Below are 22,458 nucleotides of genomic sequence, written 5' to 3'. Positions count from 1 at the left end.
AGATGAAAAATATTGTAACACAAATTGCTACAGTCTTGCTAGTTTTAGTAAGCATAGTGGTAACTGCCCAAAGAGCAGATACAGTAATTATAGAAAACGAAACCATTAATGCATCTAGCGATCCGGCATTACTTAATGTAAGCGCAGGTCAAAAAATTATCATTAAACCAACCACCTGGATACAACCAGGAACTGTGTTTTCTGCAACGATTTCTGGAGATCCTTATGTAAATCCATTATTAAGCACTGACGAGAATTATGTATTCACACGAGTGTATCAAAAGGAGAAGACCAGTTTTTCTGAAGTTAGCAATAATAGCGATGTGATCGAAAGCATTACCTATTTTGATGGATTAGGCCGTGCTACACAACAAATAGGAATTAAAGCCTCTTCTGATAAAAAGGATATTGTAACTTATATGGAATATGATACTTATGGAAGACAAGCAAAACAGTATTTGCCTTTCGAGAGACAAAATGAAGTTATAGGAAGTTATAATACCGTTGATGTTATTACAGATATTAATAGCTATTATAAAACAAAATATCCTAATGATTTTATCGGAATGGCAGAAGCTGATGTCAATGCTTATTCAGAGACTATTTTTGAGAAATCCCCATTAAGTAGATCTTTAAAACAGGCTGCACCGGGATTAGACTGGATTGCAAAAACTACAGGAGATGATCATACTATAAAATTAGATAGAAGGGCTAATAATGCCGCAGATGATGTGGTCTATTTTAGAGTAAACTTTACCGATGGCAATACCGAAGCGCCTAGCTTGGTAAAAGTGGGGGATTATCCAGATAATGAACTCTTTGTAAACATTACCAAAGATGAGAATTGGACGACGGGTGATGGTGATAATCACACTACACAGGAATTCACTGATAAATCTGGCAGAGTCATTCTAAAGCGTACTTTTAACTCCTCTCCCTCTGGGGGAGGTGCCGCAGGCGGAGCACACGATACCTATTATGTATACGATGATTTTGGGAATCTTACCTATGTCATTCCTCCAAAAGTAACATTAAGTGCTACAGATGGAGTATCTCCAGAAGAACTTGCCGAACTGTGCTACCAATATACATATGATTACAGAAACCGATTGATCGAAAAGAAAATACCAGGAAAAGGATGGGAGTATATTATATATAACAAATTGGATCAACCTATAATGACTCAGGATGCAAATCAGAAAACAAAAAATGAATGGTTATTTACCACGTATGATGCATTTGGTAGAGTAATTTATACTGGAAAAGATAAAAATAATACCAAAACCAGAAGTCAAATACAAATAGAAGCTGATGAAAGAACTTCTCAATTTGTAAATAGAACAACAGTACCCAATATATACATTGGTACAACCATATATTATAATAAAGGGAGTGTTTATCCTAATAGCTTTGATGAAATATTAACCATCAATTACTATGATGATTATGAAGTTGGAAATCTAGTAACTTTTAATCCAGTTAATGGCTCCGGAACCTGGGAAGGTATGACAGCAACCGCTGAAGTAAAAGGCTTACCAACGGTATCCCAAGTTAGAGTGTTAGGAACTGATCAATGGATTACAACAGCTACTTATTATGATAATAAGGGAAGAGCTTGGGAAACGCATATAAAAAATGATTATCTCGGTACTGAAGATTGGATTTTAAATAAATTGGATTTTGTGGGCAAGGTTTTAAAAACCCGAACATCCCATACCAAAGGCAGCAATGCTGCGATAGTGACCATTGATACCTTTACTTACGATCATATGGGGAGATTATTAGATCAAAATCAAACGATTAATAATCAAGCAGAAGAACGAATCGTATATAACACCTATGATGCATTAGGGCAATTGGAGTCTAAAGCAGTTGGAGGCACTTCTGCGTCGATCAGTGCCCAAGGATCCTTGAGCGGAGCCGAAGGGGGACTACAAAAGGTAGATTACGCATATAATGTGAGAGGTTGGTTAAAAGAAATTAATGAGGGTACTACCGATAATGGTGATTTATTTGGTATTGTAATTAATTACAATACCACTAGCGAAAACTTAGGTGCTGATCCATTATTCAATGGAAACATTAGTGAAACTAGTTGGAAAACTGCTAATGATAATACCAAACGGGCTTATGGATACCAGTATGATGCATTGAATAGAATTCTTGCCGGAACGAGTAGTGATGGTAGGTATAACTTAAGTAATGTATCCTATGACAAAAACGGAAATATCGAAACCTTACAAAGAACTGGAGCGATTGTTACCAATCCTGATCGAAATAGATCTGGTGATTTTGGCATGATGGATCATCTTGCCTATGAATATGATGCAGGGAACAGATTACTAAAAGTTACCGATGAGGTAACAATGCCTTTTGGATTTACCAAGAATACCACAGTTGCAGGAGATGATTATCAATATGATGTTAACGGTAATATGACTGTGGATCATAATAAAGGAATATCTAGTATTAGTTATAATCATTTAAACTTACCTAACACTGTTGCGATCTCTAATAGTGAAGGAACAGGAAATATTACTTATATTTACGATGCCACTGGAGCGAAACAAAAGAAAGTTGTCTCTGGAGGAAGTTCTTTAATAGTAGAATACGCTGGTAACCATGTGTATGAAAACGGACAACTTAAGTTCTTTAACCATGCAGAAGGGTATATAGAACCTAATGGAGAAGGTGAGTTTGATTACGTATACCAATATAAAGACCATCTGGGAAATATAAGACTCTCATTTTCTGATAAGGATAAAGATGGAAAAATTGATGTGCTGAGAAATAATGCAGATGCTGATGGAGATGCTGATTATGCTCACGAAATACTACAAGAGAAGAATTATTATCCATTTGGACTACAACATAAAGGATACAATGATCTAATTGTATCGGAACATAAATACGGTTTTGGTGGGAAAGAAGAACAGAACGAACTTGGTTTAACTACTTATGATTTTGGAGAAAGAAATTATAATCCAGAATTAGGAAGATGGTTCAATATCGATCCACTTGCTGAATTTATGAGATCTCAATCTCCTTATAATTTTGGATTTAATAATCCTATTTATTTTAGTGATAGCGGAGGAAATATTCCTTGGCCAGTTCCTGAAATGTTTAAGAATTGGAGGAGACGAATAGACTCATATTTTGGTCCAAGAAATTGTTCAGGATGTAGTAAAAATCATAGAGGTTTAGATATAAATTTTGATGGAGGTGGCGCAACTGATTTTGGAGCACCTGTATTAGCGACACACTCTGGTCGAGTAGTATCTGTAAAAGCTACTTTAAGTGGTTCTGGAAGAAATGTATATTTGCAATCACCAGACGGTTCATTTCAAACTAGATATTTTCATATGAGTTCTGTTTTAGTAGAAGTAGGTGATGAAATAGATGAAGGACAAACAATTGGTCTTATTGGGGGTTCAGGTAGAGGAAAAGAACGAGGATATCAAGTTCATTTACATTACGGTATAATACAAGCCCCTTTTGTTGAAACAGGAAAAAATAATACTTGGTATAATCCAACAGAAGGTAAAGCTAAAACTCCAAGTAACGTAGTAGATCCTCAAACATGGATATCTGCTGGTCCTTGGCCAGAATCTTATTATAGTATTAGTAATAATGATAATGATAATGATAATGATTTTTGGGCATTTTATAAATTTCCAGGTGTTACATACACACCTAAAGTTGAAGTTTCTAGACCGGCTTTACCTAAGGCAAGTACAGTAAGTCCAATAACACCGAATGATATTACGCCTTTGCCAACACCACAACCGGTTCCTGGTGGTGGAACTATACCAAATCCAGCACCTACACCTGCACCAAAACCTCTCCCTCTGATATTTAGGGATTAAAACTTAATTTGAGCAAAATGAATACTTTATTTAAAACAACATTATTGATAGTCTTAGTAGCTTTTGCTACAGGGTGCGTAGATAAAAAAGAAACAAACAGTAAAGATTTAGATATTAAAGCGGAGAAAACAAATGAACCTGTTTTAGATACTCTGCAAGAACCTATTTCAGATAATCCTATTGTTCCAAAAAATTGTGGATTAAATTTTGAAGCTTTTTTCAATAGGTTTTCTAAGGATAGTGTTTTTCAAAAAAGTAGAGTTAAATTTCCTTTAAAAATGACATATTTTGATGCTTATAGTTCTGACACAACAACACCTGAAGAAGAATATATAGAGCAACAGGATTATCAATTTTTTAATTTAAGCAACGATAGTGAAGCTGCAAACAGAGATATTGATAGATTTAGAGCAAAAATAGAGAAAAAAGAAAATGACACTTATATATATTATCAATTAGGGATAGATAATGGTATAAGGGTTGAGTTTGAATTTAAGAAAGAAAATAATTGTTGGTTATTTGTTTCTTTAAAAGATGAATCAACTTAAAGAGTCCAGCTCTTCGAAGGTGTGCTGTGAGAGAAACCCGACCGCTCGGATATGATAGCGCGAAAATGTTCCTTAAATCCGTACTATCCAAGTTATCGAAGGGTGAGGCCCTCGAACTCTGAATTAACGGACTTAGAGAGCCTCAGTCCTCGCGTAGTATTAAAGTATGGTCATTATCATTATATGATTCCAAAGGGTAAAGTGTATACAAAACTTGTCAGGGTGTTCTCGAACCTTTGGCATATCGGCCTTCGGCTACATCTCATGTTGAGCCAGCCAAAGTACAGTCTTCGAATTGCAGTTTCATTCCGAACCCTAGCGAAGTCGATGGGTGAACATGGCCTTTATAACAAATAAAAAACTCATCTTAATTATTATTCCTAAGTTCGCAATAGATATAAACTTGTTACATTGCGATGAAAGCTGCTACAGTAAGAGAATTAAAACTAGAACTAAACAATTGTTCCCAACAAGAACTGGTAGCACTTTGTTTACGGTTATCTAAGTTCAAAAAAGAAAACAAAGAACTACTTACCTACTTGCTTTACGAAGCATCGGATGAAGATAATTATATAGCAGAAGTACGACAAGAAATGACCAATGAGTTCGGCCTTATCAATACTAGTAGTTATTATTACATCAAAAAAAGTGTTCGTAAAATCCTACGGATTAGTAAAAAGTATATCCGATATTCTGGTAAAAAAGAAACAGAGGTAGAAATATTACTTCATTTTTGCTCAGAATTAAAAGATATGCGTCCTTCTATTAAAAACAATAAAGTGTTGTCTGGTCTTTATGAGCGACAAATAGCCGGTATCAAAAAAATCATAACTACATTACATGAAGATCTGCAATATGATTATGAGCAGATGTTAGATTCATTAGACTAGTATCTTTTTAAAAGCCAAATTCTGGTTTAGAAGTAGTATTTGTAGTTAGGTGTTTTTATGGATTCTTACCCTTTGATCAATCTCAAAACATAGTCTAACTGACTATCTTTTCCTTGTATTAGATCTTCTACAGAAAGTTGTACTGTGCGATCAGGAATCACACCAGAGCCTTTAGGAACTGTTTTGTCTTTTACATAATGGGTGATTTTTTCCATAGACATGACCATAATAATCTTAGTGTTAGGTAGTTCATAATACACAGGAAATTGACCTGTATGAGAATAATAACCACCACCAGTTTCTTCTCCTACTAAAAGGATATCCGGATCATTTTTAGCTAATAGCGCTAATGCAGAACCTGCAGAAAAAGTAGTTCCAGCAGCTAATATATATACTTTACCATAAAATCTATCTCTATTAGGAACCATCATTGTTTCTAAATCATCAAAATCTAATTTCCATCCATCATATTTTGGATGATTATAGAACTTATCTTTTAAAAACTCTTTTTCGCCATATGTTCTGGTTACATATTTTCGTTCCGGAACTTCTAGTGAAGAAACAAAAGCACTCGTTCTTTGTTTGTATAATTTGTTTGTAATAAAAGAAAAAAGATTCACAGAATTAGGTCTGAAACCACCATCGTTGTTTCGTATGTCAATAATGAGATGCTTTATTTTCTTTTTATTAATTTCCTTAAAGAGTTTAATCAAACGAGATTTAAATGCTCTGATATCTACTCCAAAAGAGTTGACAACCAAAACAGCAGTTTTAAGATCTTTTTTATAGTATACAAAGGGTTCTTTCGTATTGATATGTTTTGAAAAAAAAGCTACTTTGTCTTTTTCTTGATGATATTTCGAAAAATAAGAGTTTCGGTTAATATTTCGATGTTTTGCATTAACAAAAGATTCCGCTGCTAGTGTGATTGTTTTCTCTGTGCCATTTGGTTCCGTATAATTAACGGTATATTTTTTTTGTAGACCGTATTCGTATGTATAAAATAGGCCGAACTTTAATTCGATGTCTCTGTATTTTCTGGTAAGATTATAGCCGTCAGTAGGAGTGTATTTTTTTAATGCTTCCAGAATTTGCCCTATCGGTTTACCTTGTATTTTAATGATTTTTGATCCAACGGGTATCTTAAAATCATCCGTATCGGTATAAAACTCCCCTTGTATAATCTTAAGTATTAAAGGAAAATAATATTGTGTAGTATTTAGCGTATTAGGTGCAAAAAGCAATAAATGACCATCTCTAATCTGGTCGGTAACCTGTTGCATCTTCTTAAATAACTCGATATCAGAAATATCTGCTGTAATTGATTCTTTGGTAACACTCATAACAGAATCCAGATCACCTTCGCTAATGTATTCATAAAGTGATGGATGTCCTTTTTTTAATATGCTTTCAAAAATTTTAAAATCTTCCTGAGCCCTTTCAAGTGTTAGGTTTTTCTGAGCAAATAGCGTAGTGGATGTGATGATCGAAATTACAATACACAAAATGCGGTTCATGTGATAATTATTAATATATAATCTTTAAAGACTTTTTATAAGAAAAGATGTGACAACCCCTTGTTTTCTGGATGTAAATGTAATAAAATAGAGGTAAGTAGTTATTATTATAAACAAAAAAACAGGTGCTTTTTATAGCACCTGTTTTTTTAAAACGAATTGAAATATGATCAATTCAATTTTCGTAGTTGTTTCTTTATTTTACGAATTGCAGATTCTATAGGTTTATCGGGTTCAATTACATTGTATTCTCCCCAAAATTCTGGATCAGAAAACCCTGAAGCCTCGTCACTAATAACCACAGATGATTTTAAACGATCCTTTGGTCTTACGTTTTCATTATTCGGGTTCTTTTTCCAATCGGTGATAGCCATTTCGATATTTAATTTGTAAGTAGAATTAAATAATTTCTTTTTCCAATTTACTTTAAAAACCAGATCAATTTTCCCATAACCATAATACCATTTACCATTAGATTCTCTATAGTTCATGTTATAGGTAGCTACTGTAGGATACACCTTGGCTCTTGTTGGTTTTTTTCTAACAAATAATTTACTGGCTTTATTTCTATCTTCTAGATTTAAACTAAAAACTGCTTTTGTTAATGCTAATGTTTCAGAATCGATATATAATTTTCCATAATAATAAAGATCTTCTATATTAGGGCGTTGCTTAAAATTAAGAACGTAAATATACCGATCATTAATTTTAGTAGATTTATCAAAACTAAACTCATAGATTTTTAAAATATCTTCTGTAAAAAGAAGGTCAGGATTTTTCATCACATCAATAAACAACGTACTCGATGGTCCTCCCTGAAGCTTTAACGTAAGTGTATCCAACTTTTTATAATCTGCACTTTTTCTTGCTTTATATAACTTAATAATATCAGTTTTACCAGATACATAAGGCTTTTTATATACATCAACTACAGCTTCGGAAAGGGATACGTAGGTTCTCCTTCTTTTAATAGTTTCGCGATAAAAAGCTGTCATAATGGTGTTATCGCTTTGGTAGTTTGCACCACGTCGTTTCATAACCTCTTTGATAAGAGCTTCTGGGTCTGTGGGATCAATATTAACTTCGGATAATTCTGTTATTGTTGCATCTAATTTGATTTTTGTATCGTCACCTTTTAAGGAAGAAAGTGAAACTACTTTATCTTTATATCCTAAAAAGGACACAGTGATATTATCATCGGTAGCAGTTTTTGGCACCTTTAACAAAAATTCACCTTCTCGATTGGTGATCGTCGAGATGTTAGTTCCATTCAATAAAATTGTGGCTGATACCAATGGGGCATTAGTGTTATTATCCACTACAATTCCTTTATACTCATTATAATTTACACTGTTCTGGATATCGGTGTCTTGAAAAAAGCTAAATGCTTGTAGACTATTAGAGTATCCAATAATTAGGAATATACAGAGTAAAAATGTGATACAATTTTCACGTAAAAAAATACTTTTCTTGTCCATATCAGATTCATTCAATTAATAATTACATTCTTTAATCTTTGAGGTAGAATGTCGATTATACAAGATACTAAAATTACAGATGATTTTTAGGATACAATAGTTAAAAATGAGCTAATATGGTAGCCTTCTTGTTCTCTATAAAGAAATGTTATGCTTCTTTAATAAGATGTTTTAAAACGGTTGTGTTTATAACTATGTGTTTTCTTTTATATTGAAGAAAGGATTTTTTTGATCTTAATGATATCCACTATGATCACCAAACCAATTTTTAAGTTTTATATTAAGTATTTCTGTAGTAAAAGGTTTAGTTATATAATCATCTAGTCCTTTTGCAATAAATCGTTCTGCGTCACCGGGTAAGGCGTTAGAAGTAATTGCAATAACAGGAGGTACTTTTTTATAGCCTTTACGGATCAATTTGCAAGTTTCTACTCCATCTAATTCCGGAAGATTTATATCCATCAAAATAAGGTCGTACACACCTTCTTCAAACATTTCTATAGCTTTTCTTCCGTTTTCGGCGACATCTGCTGTGCAACCTAGATATTTAAGGATTTGTTTAGAAACAAGGATGTTTGTTTCAGAATCTTCTACCAATAGAACATTAAGGTTAAACTTTTGATCTCTACTTTTATCAAAAACTTTATCAATTGTTTGCGAGATAGCATCAGATATTTTGGTTTCGAAAGTAAACCAAAAATTACTTCCTTTTCCAACTTCACTATGTACGCCTAATTTTCCATTCATTAAATCCACTAATTTTTTACTGATAGTAAGGCCTAATCCACTTCCTTCTCCGATTAGGACAGTATCGTTATGTACTTGACTAAATCTATTAAAAAGGGATTCTTGATCTTGTTTGCTGATACCAATTCCAGAATCAATTACTTCTACTTTAATGGTTAACTCTTCATTTTTTTTAGAAACTAAAGATGATTTTATAGTGATAGTGCCCTCATTGGTAAATTTGATAGCATTACCGATAAGATTGGATAATATTTGCGTTAGCCTGTTATTATCTGCATAAATATGCTCCGACAAGGTATCGGGATATTCAGAAACCAGTTTAATTCCTTTTGCCTTACTATTTGCAAGAAATAGATCTACATTTTGGTCGATTAACTTTTTAAGATTAATCCCTTTAGGAGATAGTGTAAATTTTCCTGCTTCTATTTTAGATAAATCAAGGATTTGATTTAAAATATCTAATAAGTTTTGTGAAGATTGATGAATTGTAGTAACATATTCTTTTTGTAAATTATTTAGCTCAGTATTTTTAAAAAGCAAATCAATCATACCTATCACACCCACCATAGGTGTCCTGATTTCGTGGCTCATGTTAGCCAAGAAATCCTGTTTAAATTTTGAAGCTTGTAGGATTTGCGTATTTCTCTCTTTGAGTTTATCCAAATTGCGTCCTCCAAACATGGCGAATAAACCAAGAAATAGGGGAGCGGTATCGATAATGTAATGAATTGGATATTGTTCCTGAACAAATATTACTGAATCTATTGAAAAATCTAATCCTAATTTGGCAATATCTATGCTAGTAGCCAAAACAGGAAACATACAGCCAAATAATACTCCATATAGTGTGTATGCGGCAGCTTCAGATTTAAACCATGATTTTTGATTCATAGATGATTTTTTGTACTAAGATCTTAAGTTAGTTAATCTTCAGATAAGGTATTTTGGGGGCCTTATTGGGATATAAGCCTAAATATAATGGTTTTTTAGAAATGTATACTAAAAGAATTTTCAGAAATTAACCACCAATACTAATCATACTTCTGTTTTTAGAATGTAACTCAGGGTTTTTTAATTTTTCGGGAGTGTCCATTCCTCCTCTGGTAGCAAATTTATGTTCTAGTGCAGATTGTATAACAGGAAATATAGGTTGTTCAGCTCTTAGTGGTTTTAATAATGAAAATTCCTTACCAGAGAACAAGCAATTTTTTAATTTACCATCAGCTGTGATACGGATACGATTACAGGTGTCACAAAAAGGATTGGTAACAGAACTTATTATGGCAAAACTACCACGATATCCTTCAATTTTATAGTTTCGGGAAGTGTCATTAGGAGCATCGTCTAATCGTTTAAGCTGTAACGGAAAAGTATAATTTACCTTATCTAAGATTTCTTGCTGCGTTACAAGTTTATCCATATTCCATTGATTTCCATCAAATGGCATAAATTCTATAAAACGAATGACTAGATCTCGATCTTTAGTCAGGTTAATAAAATCAATAATTTCATCTTCATTAAAGTTTTTTATTAAAACAATATTTAGTTTGACTTTAAACCCTTCTTTTTGGAAAAGTTGTATCGTACTCCAAACTTTTTCGAATTCATTGCGGCGTGTAATTTTCTCAAACTTATCTTTATGAAGTGAATCTATGCTAATTGTAATAGTCTTCACTCCATTATCGTTTAAGAGAGGAATAAAACGGTCTGCTAATACTCCATTGGTTGTAATTCCTAATTCGACAGGTAAGCTAGCTAGTTTTTCTAGTATTAAAGGAAAATCTTTTCTCACCATAGGTTCTCCACCAGTTAGTCTAATCTTGTTAACTCCAAATCCTACAAATTCTTTGGCAATCGTATAGATTTCATCTGCAGACATCAGATGTTCTTTTGGGCTTAGAGGAATCCCGTTTGCAGGCATGCAATATGTACACCTAAGATTACATTTCTCTGTCAATGAAATCCTAAGATATGTGTGTTTACGTCCGAAACTATCTGTTAGCATGCGCTGGTTTTTTATATTTACATTCTTGTTTTAGTTTCCATCATGTTTTGCACCTTTTAGAATTCTGAAGGTGTGCAACACAGCAGGAAAAATTGCTTCCATCGATTCTCTAGCACCATTTGTAGACCCTGGCAATGCTAGTACTAGTGATTCTCCTATCACTCCAGCTACACTTCGGGAGAGCATAGCATACGGCATACGATCTTGTCCATAATTACGAATCGCTTCTTCGATTCCGGGAATACGACGTTCGATTAATGGTAAAATTGCTTCTGGTGTTACATCGCGAGGCGACAATCCCGTACCACCGGTAAAAATGATAAGATCATTACCAGCTTTTTCTAATTGTTTTACTTGTTGTTGGATCTGATCTGTTTCATCAGGAATAATTGTGTAGGTGTTAATAGTAACTCCACATTCTTCTAGTTTGGTTATAATAGCTTTACCGGCTTTATCTTCTTTGTGACCTGCAGAAATGGAATCAGAACAGACAATCACTCCAGCAGTAAATGGAGCTCCATTATCTTTATAACTGGATTTACCACCTCGTTTATGCAGTAGTTTGATATGTTGTATTTCTACATTTTTATCTACAGGTTTTAGCATATCGTACATCGTCAGTGCAACAACAGATACTCCATGCATTGCTTCAACTTCTACACCAGTTTTATAGATAGTTTTTACGATCATCTCTATTGTGATTTCGAGATTATTGATTTTATAATCTATTTTGGTATATTCAATTGGCAAAGGATGACAATCCGGAATCATATCACTAGTCCTTTTTACAGCAAATAACCCAGCAGTTTTTGCCATCTCAAAAACATCACCTTTTGGAATATTTTTAGATACAATAGCTTCGATGGTTTCTATGCTTCCAACCTTAACAATCGCTTGTGCTACTGCTGTTCGGAGTGTATTATTTTTATGTGTAATATCTACCATTTTACTGTTTAATCGTTTACTAGGGTTTTGGTTGTATTTTTTTTATTGGAACTTTTTGAAAAATTAAACTTTATTAACTTTCCAAACGTGTGTTTCATCTTCAAAAACTTCTTTTCCGAATACAGGCACTTCTTTTTTTATTTCTTCCACTAAAAATTCTAATGCTTCAAAAGCAACTTTCCTATGAGGAGCAGAAACGAATACAAAAAGACAAATTTCACCCGCCTTTACCTTACCCAAGCTGTGATATATATGCATACAGGTAAGATCATATTTACTAAAAGTGGCTTCACGAATTTCATGAAATTTATTTTCTGCCATCTCAGTATAAGCAGAATAGTCAATTGCTTGAACAATTTTACCGTCGATTTTATCTGCTCTTACTTGACCTAAAAATATGTCGTGAGCACCGATGGTAGTTTTGGTCTGATGTTTTTCTATAGAATTCGCAATAAAAGAAGGAGTAATAGGACCTTCTATAAATACTGTTTTTCTTTTATTCATATTTTATTTTTTTAACCGCCAGAAAAAGGAGGTAATAATGCTATTTCATTATTGGATGTAAGTAAGGTGTTACTCGATGAAATTTCTTTGTCAATTGCTACTTTAAATGACAAATGTTGCAAATTTTCATATTTATCTTTTAACAGGTTTTCAAGTTGACCAACATTACTGCCGGATTCTAAAGAGATCAACTCTTCTTTACGATCAGTAGCTTCCGCAATCATTCCGAAATACAAAACTTTCACTTCCATGTATTTGCTTCTTTATACTGTTGGTGTGTATTAATATTTTTTACATAAGGAGCTATACTCTCCTTAACAGGTATACTTTTTACGTTTAATTTTGAAAGTGTTTTCCTCAGACTAAGACGTTGCTCTCGAATACTTTCAAAAAAGGTTCTTTCTACCGATTTATTATATAAGGTGATAAGAGGAATATCCTCATATGTTATGACATCATAATTGGGGTCATATTCAGAAATAAGGTTATTAAGAACAAGAGGTTTAACAAAGGGGACATCGCAACTCAAAACTAAATTCTGTTTTGTTTTAGTATGTTTTAAACCGCTATAAATGCCACCAACAGGACCTTGATCCGGAATAATATCTGGTATACACGGATAGCCAAATATTTGGTAATTACTACTACCTGTAATAATTAGAATTTTATTAGTAATCGTCTCTATTGAATGTATAATATGTTGTATAAAGGGCTTTCCGTTATGAAGTTTCAACCCTTTGTCCTGACCCATTCGACTGCTTTTTCCACCAGCAAGTATAATTCCTGTTATATCCTGATCTATTCCTAAAGTCATAGTTGGAGATCTTTTAGTTGTTGATCCAGAAAATCCCAACAGTTTTTATTAATATTTTCGAAAGCAGTAATCATTTTTATTCCGTAGGCTGTGATCTTTGTTCCACCACCACCGCTACCACCAGTATTAGTAATAATGACAGGAGTCGAGGCATTTTTGTTAATAGAATCAACTAAATTCCAAGCTTTCTTATATGACATTCCTAGAGATTTAGCAGCTTTAGAAAGAGAACCTTCTACCATTATTGCTTTTAAGACTTTAATTCGTCCTTCTCCAAGAAAAACACCTTCTTCTCCTTCTATCCAAATTCTACTTTTTATATGATACATGAAAGCGTTGTTTCCTGCAAGATATAACGAAAAAGATAAAGAATAAACTCTTTCAGAAATTTTTATGATTAATTCAAAAATAAAAGACCGTAATGATTTAAACTGAAATTAATGCTATATTCTTTTTGAAAAAGAGAAAAAGTTACTGAGGTAATAAAATAGTTTCAGCTTCATTTCCTTTTTTAATGCTATCTACATGTTCTGGGATATAAACCAATGCATTGGCAATAGCATAAGTATATAACATGGCTGAGCTTTGGCCTTCTAGAATTTCTACTGTTTCCCCGGATACTTTTGCTTTAAGAAATTGTGCTCTATCTCCCTTTTTAGTGAAGTCCTGGGTAATAAGTTTTGTAGTTCTCTTGAGACCTATGGTGTCTGCTCCCATCATTTTTTGGATAATTGGTAGTACATAAATATAAAAACAGGTAAGCGAAGAAGCAGGATTACCAGGCAAGGCAAAAATCATAGTTTTATTATTAGTTCCAAAAAACAATGGTTTTCCTGGTTTTTGTTTAATCTTATAAAATAATTCTTCAGTATGTAGTTCTGATAAAGCTTCTTTTACAAAATCATAATCTCCTACAGAAATACCACCACTTATTAATACAAGATCATTATTATCTATAGCTTGCTGTATCGTTTCTTTAGTACTTTTATATTCATCATGTACTACATAATTGGTAATCTGTTTAATATGTAATTGTTGCAATACAGTCTCTAATTGTATAGAATTACTTTCATAAATCTTTCCTTCTTTAAGCTTTTCTCCAGGGGTTATAAGTTCATTACCGGTGGTAATGATTGAGACGCGGGGAGGAGTGTAAATTTCTACATTTGTTATTCCTAATCCAGCAAGAAACCCAATACCAGCAGGGGTTAGTTTAGTTCCTTTGGTTAATGCAGTAGCTCCTTTTCTTATTTGTTCTCCTACCGCTCTAATATTTTGATTTGCGTGTATTTCGCTATCAAGGGTTATGGTGTTTTCTGATCTATTTACTTTTTCCTGAATTACTACGGTATTTGCATTATCAGGGACTCTAGCTCCTGTAAAAATACGAACACCTTGTCCTGGTTCTAAAGAGTAATTATCTGCGTCTCCTGCTTTTACTTCACCGATAATCTGATAAGAATTTTCATCGTGAAGTAGTAATGCATAGCCATCCATTGCAGATTGTCTAAAGGGAGGCATGTTTATTTGAGAAATGATATTCTCACCGAGAAGTAATCCATTTGCATTCTTTAATGGAATGGTTTTAGGATTAGGCGTATAAGATATTTTTGAAATTATTGATAGCGCTGTTGATACAGAAATCATACACAATTATTTTGTTTCAAAAATATTGCTTTGTTTGGAAGAAACCTATATTTCGAGAATTTTAAAGTTTACTTGTGTCATAAAAAAACACGACAATAAAAATTGCCGTGTTATCATCATAATAAACCTTACTTTTTATGATTGACTTAATTTTTGAAAACTATTTTTTTTAGTTTATACCCTTCTACTTTAATAAGATATGTTTTAGGATCCACATAATTATGAATGTATTCATCAATTATACCACTATCTAATAATCTTCCAGAAAGTGTGTAAAGGCTATATTTAATACCAGTAGGTATTTCTCTTACGTGCTTAAAGGTTTTATTTCCAGTATCTTGTTGGCAAGTTGAGTCTGCTAAAAATCTATCAATAAAGGTAACTCTTCCTTTTTTCTCACCTTCTAGGGTTACTGTGGCTGTTTCGTCTACATCAAGAATTCCATTTCCAGAAATATCTCCTAAAATGATTAAACAAGCATTTCTAATCTTGATACGAACGCCGTTTTCAAGATGTAAACTTTCTGTTATAAAAATTACACCTTCTTCAGTATTTTCATCTAATCCGTTAATTACGGTATTCTCGGTCACAGACATTAATTTATAAGAAATGTCGATTTTTACGTTTGCAAATGTTACACTTGCAATAAGTAATGTTAATAAGGGTAATAATTTTTTCATAAGGTTCAGTTTTTGGGTTAAACTGCAATTAAAAAAGTAAGTTTTATCTTACGTTAAAGGTGTTTTTATCGTCGTAAAACACATAATCAACGACAAGATACGTTTTTTTATGTTAAAACCGTAATTTATTGAATTTAAATATTGATTTCTATAGCGTTAATTTTCCTAAAAATCTCGTCGCTCCTGTAAACACAGGTGTTTAGACAAATGTTAAATTTTACATTTCATTAACATATTGATTGTTAGTTTATTGCTTTTTTGGCTCAAACCCTGCAAAATAGCAATGATCTGTTTTTTTAGTTGTTATTTTTAAATAGAGCAATGATTTAAGGATATTTAATTCTAAATTTGGCTACAATGATCATCAAGCTATTATTATTTTTCCAAGGATTCAGTGTTTGGTTTAAAAACCTTCTAAGAGAATTAACTAATAATATGATTAGTATTTTTTTTATTGGAGCTGTTTATCTGGCACTATGGCATTTTCCTCAAACGGTGGACTTATTGTTGATTCTTAACCAGGCGGATACTTTTTTATTAGAAGTCCCTTTATACTTTAGTTTACTTATAATTGCCGCTTTCTTAATATGGAATGCTCCTAAATACTTTTATTTTCATAATTATAAAGATATTTCTTTTTCTAATCTCATAGGTTTTATTCCTAATCAACATTATAAATTTCAGGATAGAAGTGAATCTGTCAGCTACCCTTATATGACCAGAATTCATATGAGAAAGACATTGCCGAGAATTCTTGCTATCTTATTATTGGCAATATCAGCACTAAGTATTCTTAATGCAATGGAGTTATTTGGATTAGAAAACACTTATACAAAGTTTCTAGATCCAACAAATACTTTAATTCTTATTATATTTTTACTGTTATTATTATCTGAACCTAAAATATATAAGGTACTTAAAGGTTTTCTTAATCGAAGTTCTAACACAACGGTTATTTTTTTTGGTGTATCTATTGGATTAATGCTTTTAATTATATCATTAGGAACCTTAAATACACAAGCTGAGAAGGATTTAGGCAATCTATTTCTTTCTAATTGCGCTTTGGCACTATTGTTTTCTACTCTATCATTTAATAGCTACAGGTTTCTTAATGGTTTTCCTAAGAAACTGTTTTATGGAATGATTATATCATTTGGGTTTATATTGTTGTTTACATTTTTAATTCTGAATTTCTATCCTAATTTGGCAAGTGGAGTAAACCCCTTGTCTATCCTGATCCTTTCTTTGCTAAGCCTTTTTATGATTTGTTTCATATTAATTTTAATAGGAAAAAAGATTAAGTTACCACTTCTTTCAATTGTTACTATATTTTGTATTTTTTCTGCTAGATTTTTTTCTGATACATCTGATCATTATCAACTAAACTTAAAAGAAACTACAGCCTTGAGACCGCCGTTAGATACTTATATTTATCATTGGTTAAAGAGTAGGGAGGGGATTATAGAAAATAATGATAAAGCTTTTCCTATTATAATGGTTTCTGCAGAAGGGGGAGGATCCAGAGCCGGGCTTTGGTCATTTTTGGTACATAGTTATTTGTATGAAAAGTCAAACGGGGCTTATTTCGAAGAAAATTTACTTTCATTAACAGGAGCTTCAGGTGGTAGTGTGGGTAATTCTATGTTTTTTGCGGAAGCGAGAAATACAAGCCTTAATAATAAAAAGTCTAATTTTAAGATTATTAAAGATACAGAACACCCTAATCTTAAGTATAAAGCTAGCATCATATATAAAGAAAATTATCTATCAGTAGCACTACTTTCTTTATTAGGACGAGATTTATTTAAAGAGGTTACGAGCCTGTTTAACTTTAAAAATAGGGGGCAGTTATTAGAAGAACAATGGATTCAAGCTCATGAAAAGTATTTTTATGATCAAAAAGGTCAAAATGTTCTTGATAAAGAGTTTCTATCTTTTTATCAAAATATTCCAAGTAATACTGTAGATACTATCGGTCAGCAAATTCCACCGTTATTATTAATTAATACAACACATACACAAACAGGAAATTATAATATTATCAGTCCGGTAAGGTATTCCCATTTGAGACCATTAGCAGGGATGAACGATTTTTTGAATAATATACAATCCAGTTACCCTAATAATTCTATCGCGCTTTCTACGGCTATGCGTATTAATGCGAGTTTCCCCTATATAACGCCGGTAGGTGAGGTTAGAAAAATTACAGAAACGGATGCATTAAAATCTGATCAATATGCGGATGCTGGATATTATGATAATATTGGTGGTAGAGTATCTAGAGGTATAGAAGAGGTATTAAAAAAAGTATTAAATGATTCTTTTCCTGATCTAAAAGAAAAAGTAAAAATTAAACATTTGGTTATAGCTAATGAAGAAGAACGTAAGATCGCTAGAACCAGTACACAGTTTGAAGCTCCGTTAACTACATTAAAAAATGTGCGATATGGACATACTCAGGAAATTTTGAAGAGGTTGGAGAGTGATTATATTATTAACCTAAAACAAACCAAGATAACACCGCCTTCTGTGACTCTATTATCTAATGATATAGATAAAGAAGAATTAGCTATTAAACCGGTTCTTCCTCTGGGACGTTATTTATCTACCATTGCAATCCGGTCTATGGAAGCTCGATTAGATGAAGTTAGTGAGGAATTGGATTTAATTATAGAAGATTAAAGTCATTTGTCATTTTTTTTTGTATTTTTGTCATAATAAATTCATTTGTATTATGAGCGCAGTAACCCCATTAGATTACGATGGTTTAGAAAGTGAAGGTTTGTTAAGGTATCTTAATTTGGATATTCCTCTACATAATATTTACGATTTTATAGAATTATCTCGTAACGGTATAGATAAAAGAGCATTAGTACATCTTGCAAAAACGATCGATTTTGATCTAAGTGAATTAGCACATGTTTTGCATTTATCCGAACGCACTATACAACGTTATGAATTAAATAAGAAATTGAGTACAGAGGCAAGTGCCAAAGCACTACAATTAGCTAAGCTTTATGCTAGAGGGGAGAATATTTTTGGTGATTTGGACCGTTTCAAAAGGTGGATGGAACATCCCAATATAGCATTAGCAACCAAAAAACCTAAAGAGCTTCTTGATACTACATTTGGATTTCAATTATTAAATGAAGAGTTGGTTCGTATAGAGCACGGAATTTTTGCATAATGCTAGTATATAGAATTGCCAAACAAAAGTATATAAAAGACTTAACAGGTATTGGAGCAAAAACCGTTGGTGGTAGATGGAACCCCAAAGGAGTTGCAGTTTTATACACAAGTACTACTGTTGCCCTTTCTGTTCTCGAAGTATTGGCTCACTTACCAGCAGCTTATTTTCCTGATGATATGGCAATTGCTACGATAGAATTACCAGATGAATTGACTTCTACGATAGATATTAAAGAATTACCCAAGGACTGGAATAAAATCCCTCCATCAACAGGTATTCAACATTTTGCGATGAATTGGATATCAGAGAATATTCAATTAGGGTTGAAAGTACCAAGTATAATTGTCCCTAGAGAACAAAATCTTCTTATTAATCCTTTGCATCCTAACTTTGATTTGGTAAAATTGATCGAAATAGAGCCTTTTAGTTTTGATACTCGTTTGCTAAAATAGATTTTGAAGTTTATTGATAGTTTAATATTTGAATTAAGTTTATGAATATTAACTTTTATAATAGAATCACTTTATTTCGCTAATTATTTAAGCTTAATGTTTTGTTAATCAATAAAATTTAAATATTAGTTAAGTGTTGTTAATCAATATCTTGTGTTTATTTTGAGTCTTATTGTAAGTTAAATTTTTATAAAGAATTTCCTACATTTTTACAATTTATATATCTTGGCTGGTTCGATATGAGTAACGAATCCTCAATTTACACGTCATATTCGAAAGAACTAAACTTAATTTATTAATAAAATGATTAAAAAAATGAGAAAAGTGTATTTTTTGGCAGTATTCATAATTGCTTTTACGAGTTGCAAGGATGAAGCCAAAAAAGATGGTGAAAATCAACCCGAAGCGATAGCAGAGGTAGAAAAAATACCAGGTATTGTTTTGGATAATATGGATACAAGTATTAGTCCAAAAGAAGATTTTTACAACTATGTTAATGGTAGTTGGATGAAAAACACAGAAATTCCAGAAGATAGAACTCGATGGGGAGGTTTTGGTGTATTAAGAAAAAAGACCGACTATGATGTACTTGAGATTCTGGAAAAGGCAAAGTCTAGTGGTAAATATGCTGCAGGAACAGATCAATATAAAGCTTTATTGATTTATGAATCTATTATGGATACTGTGGCAAGAGATAAAGCTGGTGTGACCCCATTACAACCTACTTTGGATAAAATTGCTGGCATAAAGAATTTAAGTGAACTTCAAACAGTTCTAGCTACAGAAATAGGGGCTTCAGCTCCATTTGCGGGATTAGTTTCTTTTCCTAACCTAAGTAATAGTGAGATCAATGCTCCATATATTGCTACAGGAGGATTAGGATTACCAGATCGTGATTATTATTTGGATCAGGATGAAAAATCTGTCGAGATCAGAGGCAAATATGTCGATCATATTACCAGAATGCTTCAGTATATAGGAGAAACTGAGAAACAGGCTCGTAAAAATGCAGAAACTATTTTGGCAATAGAGACTAAGTTAGCGGAACCACGATTAGATAAAGTTCAGAGTAGGGATACTAGAAACTTTAATAATCCAAGGTCAATGGAGGAACTTTCCGAAATGACGTCCTCTATTGATTGGAATAAATTGATGAAAGATATAGGTGTAAAAAAGCAATTAGATTCAGTAATTGTAATGCAACCTAAGTATATGAAAGAATTACAAAATGTTCTTTCAGAAACAAATATAGAAGATCTTAAAACAGTAATGCGTTGGGCTACATTAAATGATGCTGCAGGAGCTCTTTCTACAGAAATAGAAAAGGCAAATTGGGATTTTTATAGCAAAACACTTAACGGTGCAATCAAACAAAGACCTATGGAAGAAAGAGCTCTAGCAAGAGTTAATGGTTCTGTAGGAGAAGCAATTGGACAATTATATGTTGATGCTAAGTTTCCGCCAGAAGCAAAAGCAAAAGCAGAGAAGATGATTGCTAATGTAATCAAAGCATACCAAAAAAGAATTGAAGTGCTGGATTGGATGAGTGACAGTACCAAAACCAAAGCAATTCAGAAATTAGATAAGTTTACAGTAAAAATTGGATATCCGGATAAGTGGGAAGATTATTCTACTCTTGATGTGAAGGATGGAAACTCATATTTCGAAAATATGATGGCAATTTCAGAGTGGGGATTCAATAAAAATATAAGTGAAATAGGGGAACCTGTTGATAAAACTGAATGGGGGATGTCTCCTCAAACGGTAAACGCATATTTTAACCCATTGTTTAATGAGATTGTATTCCCTGCTGCAATATTACAACCACCATTCTATAATTATACAGCTGATGAAGCTGTTAATTATGGTGGAATTGGAGCAGTAATAGGTCATGAAATATCACATGCTTTTGATGATTCTGGTGCTCGTTTTGATGCAGAAGGTAACCTTTCTAATTGGTGGACAGAAGGTGATCTTAAACAATTTACAAAGAGAGGTGGAGCACTAGCAGAGCAGTATAGTGCTATAGAAGTATTAGATAGTGTATTTATCAATGGTAAGTTTACCCTTGGAGAAAATATCGGAGATCTAGGTGGAGTTTTGGGTGCTTATGATGGATTGCAAATGCATCTAGCCGAAAATGGAAGACCAGAAGATATTGATGGATTTACTCCAGAGCAACGATTCTTTATGTCTTGGGCTACTGTATGGAGAACAAAGATTAGAGAAGATGCGTTAAGAACGCAGATTAAGACAGACCCGCATTCTCCTGGAACAACAAGAGCAATACAACCTTTGTTAAACGTTCAAGCATTTTATGATGCTTTTGATATTAAAGAAGGAGATAAAATGTATTTAGCTTCAGAGAAAAGAGTAAATATTTGGTAAATTACCAATTAGTAAGAATAGTAAAAAGCCCTGTTTTCAGGGCTTTTTTTATATACGTTCTTAATTTTCTTTTATTTCATTCATTAATAGAAAAGCATCGTTTACATATTCTTTTTCTAGAAATAAGGTAAAATAATTGGAAGTTGATATAATTTCAAAAACCGGAATACCTTCGTAAGCCAAAAGCTTAAAAATATAAAAGTATAGCCCGATAGATCTAGCGCTATCATCAGGCAGTGCAATAGACATAGAGGATAAATTGTCAGCTACAGAAATACAAGTTTCATCTTTAAAATGGTTCTCGACAATTTCTTTTAAAGATGAAGATACTAGTATATTACTTTCTTGGAAATTACTAGAATACGTGAAATAAGTTTTTGTTTTATCTTTTACAGTGTTTAACAGATTAGATTGACTTGTAAGAATAGTATTAGAATTTAGAAAAGTATATTCAGTAATACCAGATCGCACCACTATATCTCCTAAATTACCAAGATTTTCAGAGTGTTTAATCCTTTTTGGATGATATCTACGTAACGCCATCACAATAGATCCTGGTTTTACAGGTTTTCGCATTTCTTTTTCTACTTGAGGTAATAAATCAGTAGCAAGAGAACTAAAATTAATGATATCTCTAGATAGTGCATCTTCTAAAAATGGTTGATGCCTAAGTATATTGTGAACACAATCTGTTATAGTTTTCATTTTGTTAGATATTTAACATATTGTGTAAATATATGTTTTTTTCATGAAAATATTTATTCTTTATACACTATTGTCTAATTAT

The 22,458-nt window shown here is 32.6% G+C and carries 19 protein-coding genes; 7 read left to right on the top strand and 12 right to left on the bottom strand.

Going from position 1 to position 22,458, the window contains the following annotated elements:
* Positions 1–2 precede the first annotated feature (2 nt).
* From Q0921_RS22095 to Q0921_RS22085, 3 genes are all read left to right on the top strand, one after another.
* Positions 3–3,866: a DUF6443 domain-containing protein gene (locus Q0921_RS22095; RefSeq protein ID WP_299260850.1), complete on the top strand. Its 3,864-nt coding sequence runs from the start codon at positions 3–5 to the stop codon at positions 3,864–3,866.
* Between the two features lie 17 nt (positions 3,867–3,883).
* Positions 3,884–4,414, top strand: coding sequence for a DUF4348 domain-containing protein (locus Q0921_RS22090; RefSeq protein WP_299260848.1), 531 nt, complete (start codon positions 3,884–3,886; stop codon positions 4,412–4,414).
* Between the two features lie 416 nt (positions 4,415–4,830).
* Positions 4,831–5,304 carry a hypothetical protein gene (locus Q0921_RS22085; RefSeq protein WP_299260846.1) on the top strand — a complete coding sequence of 158 codons (474 nt, stop codon included), beginning with the start codon at positions 4,831–4,833 and terminating at the stop codon, positions 5,302–5,304.
* A 65-nt stretch (positions 5,305–5,369) separates the two neighbouring features.
* On the opposite strand, the gene Q0921_RS22080 is transcribed toward Q0921_RS22085, so the two are convergent.
* The 11 genes from Q0921_RS22080 to Q0921_RS22030 form a co-directional block, all read right to left on the bottom strand.
* Positions 5,370–6,821: a S41 family peptidase gene (locus tag Q0921_RS22080; protein ID WP_299260843.1), complete on the bottom strand. Its 1,452-nt coding sequence runs from the start codon at positions 6,819–6,821 to the stop codon at positions 5,370–5,372.
* 170 nt (positions 6,822–6,991) lie between these two features.
* The gene (locus Q0921_RS22075; protein WP_299260841.1) at positions 6,992–8,299 is read right to left on the bottom strand and encodes a carboxypeptidase-like regulatory domain-containing protein; all 1,308 of its coding nucleotides are present in this window, start codon (positions 8,297–8,299) and stop codon (positions 6,992–6,994) included.
* A gap of 234 nt (positions 8,300–8,533) precedes the next feature.
* Positions 8,534–9,937 carry an ATP-binding protein gene (locus Q0921_RS22070; RefSeq protein ID WP_299260839.1) on the bottom strand — a complete coding sequence of 468 codons (1,404 nt, stop codon included), beginning with the start codon at positions 9,935–9,937 and terminating at the stop codon, positions 8,534–8,536.
* A 127-nt stretch (positions 9,938–10,064) separates the two neighbouring features.
* Positions 10,065–11,051 carry a GTP 3',8-cyclase MoaA gene (gene moaA / locus Q0921_RS22065; RefSeq protein WP_299260837.1) on the bottom strand — a complete coding sequence of 329 codons (987 nt, stop codon included), beginning with the start codon at positions 11,049–11,051 and terminating at the stop codon, positions 10,065–10,067.
* A 30-nt stretch (positions 11,052–11,081) separates the two neighbouring features.
* Positions 11,082–11,996, bottom strand: a complete 915-nt coding sequence (gene moaCB, locus Q0921_RS22060) for a bifunctional molybdenum cofactor biosynthesis protein MoaC/MoaB (protein ID WP_299260836.1) — start codon at positions 11,994–11,996, stop codon at positions 11,082–11,084.
* A 63-nt stretch (positions 11,997–12,059) separates the two neighbouring features.
* A complete protein-coding gene (locus Q0921_RS22055) occupies positions 12,060–12,500 on the bottom strand; it encodes a molybdenum cofactor biosynthesis protein MoaE (RefSeq protein WP_299260835.1) in 441 nt (146 codons plus the stop codon).
* An 11-nt stretch (positions 12,501–12,511) separates the two neighbouring features.
* A complete protein-coding gene (locus Q0921_RS22050; RefSeq protein WP_299260834.1) occupies positions 12,512–12,751 on the bottom strand; it encodes a MoaD/ThiS family protein in 240 nt (79 codons plus the stop codon).
* Positions 12,742–13,314 (bottom strand): molybdenum cofactor guanylyltransferase, encoded by a 573-nt coding sequence (locus Q0921_RS22045; RefSeq protein ID WP_299260832.1) that lies wholly within the window; start codon positions 13,312–13,314, stop codon positions 12,742–12,744. The genes Q0921_RS22050 and Q0921_RS22045 overlap by 10 nt, the downstream gene beginning before the upstream one ends.
* Positions 13,311–13,643 carry a winged helix-turn-helix domain-containing protein gene (locus Q0921_RS22040; protein ID WP_299260830.1) on the bottom strand — a complete coding sequence of 111 codons (333 nt, stop codon included), beginning with the start codon at positions 13,641–13,643 and terminating at the stop codon, positions 13,311–13,313. The genes Q0921_RS22045 and Q0921_RS22040 overlap by 4 nt, the downstream gene beginning before the upstream one ends.
* Before the next feature lie 142 nt (positions 13,644–13,785).
* Complete coding sequence (gene glp / locus Q0921_RS22035) at positions 13,786–14,961, bottom strand: gephyrin-like molybdotransferase Glp (protein WP_299260828.1); 1,176 nt, start codon at positions 14,959–14,961, stop codon at positions 13,786–13,788.
* A 146-nt stretch (positions 14,962–15,107) separates the two neighbouring features.
* On the bottom strand, positions 15,108–15,641 hold the full coding sequence (locus Q0921_RS22030) for a hypothetical protein (RefSeq protein WP_299260826.1): 534 nt from the start codon (positions 15,639–15,641) through the stop codon (positions 15,108–15,110).
* Positions 15,642–15,998: 357 nt separating this feature from the next.
* On the opposite strand from Q0921_RS22030, the gene Q0921_RS22025 reads away from it, so the two are divergent.
* The 4 genes from Q0921_RS22025 to Q0921_RS22010 all read left to right on the top strand — a co-directional run bounded on the left by Q0921_RS22025 (position 15,999) and on the right by Q0921_RS22010 (position 21,671).
* On the top strand, positions 15,999–18,323 hold the full coding sequence (locus Q0921_RS22025; protein ID WP_299260824.1) for a hypothetical protein: 2,325 nt from the start codon (positions 15,999–16,001) through the stop codon (positions 18,321–18,323).
* A 52-nt stretch (positions 18,324–18,375) separates the two neighbouring features.
* On the top strand, positions 18,376–18,828 hold the full coding sequence (locus Q0921_RS22020; protein WP_118462353.1) for an antitoxin Xre/MbcA/ParS toxin-binding domain-containing protein: 453 nt from the start codon (positions 18,376–18,378) through the stop codon (positions 18,826–18,828).
* Positions 18,828–19,283: an RES family NAD+ phosphorylase gene (locus Q0921_RS22015; RefSeq protein WP_299260822.1), complete on the top strand. Its 456-nt coding sequence runs from the start codon at positions 18,828–18,830 to the stop codon at positions 19,281–19,283. Before Q0921_RS22020 ends, Q0921_RS22015 begins: the two co-directional genes overlap by 1 nt.
* 315 nt (positions 19,284–19,598) lie before the next feature.
* Positions 19,599–21,671 carry a M13 family metallopeptidase gene (locus Q0921_RS22010; RefSeq protein ID WP_299260820.1) on the top strand — a complete coding sequence of 691 codons (2,073 nt, stop codon included), beginning with the start codon at positions 19,599–19,601 and terminating at the stop codon, positions 21,669–21,671.
* A gap of 60 nt (positions 21,672–21,731) precedes the next feature.
* Here Q0921_RS22010 and Q0921_RS22005 read toward each other — a convergent pair whose 3' ends face one another.
* Positions 21,732–22,376 (bottom strand): hypothetical protein, encoded by a 645-nt coding sequence (locus Q0921_RS22005; RefSeq protein ID WP_299260818.1) that lies wholly within the window; start codon positions 22,374–22,376, stop codon positions 21,732–21,734.
* Positions 22,377–22,458: the final 82 nt, after the last annotated feature.

Origin of the sequence: uncultured Aquimarina sp. (genome assembly GCF_947496855.1) — a bacterium.
GTDB lineage: Bacteria > Bacteroidota > Bacteroidia > Flavobacteriales > Flavobacteriaceae > Aquimarina.
Note: the sequence above shows the minus strand (reverse complement) of the source record. Positions and strands in the feature narration are given on the sequence as shown.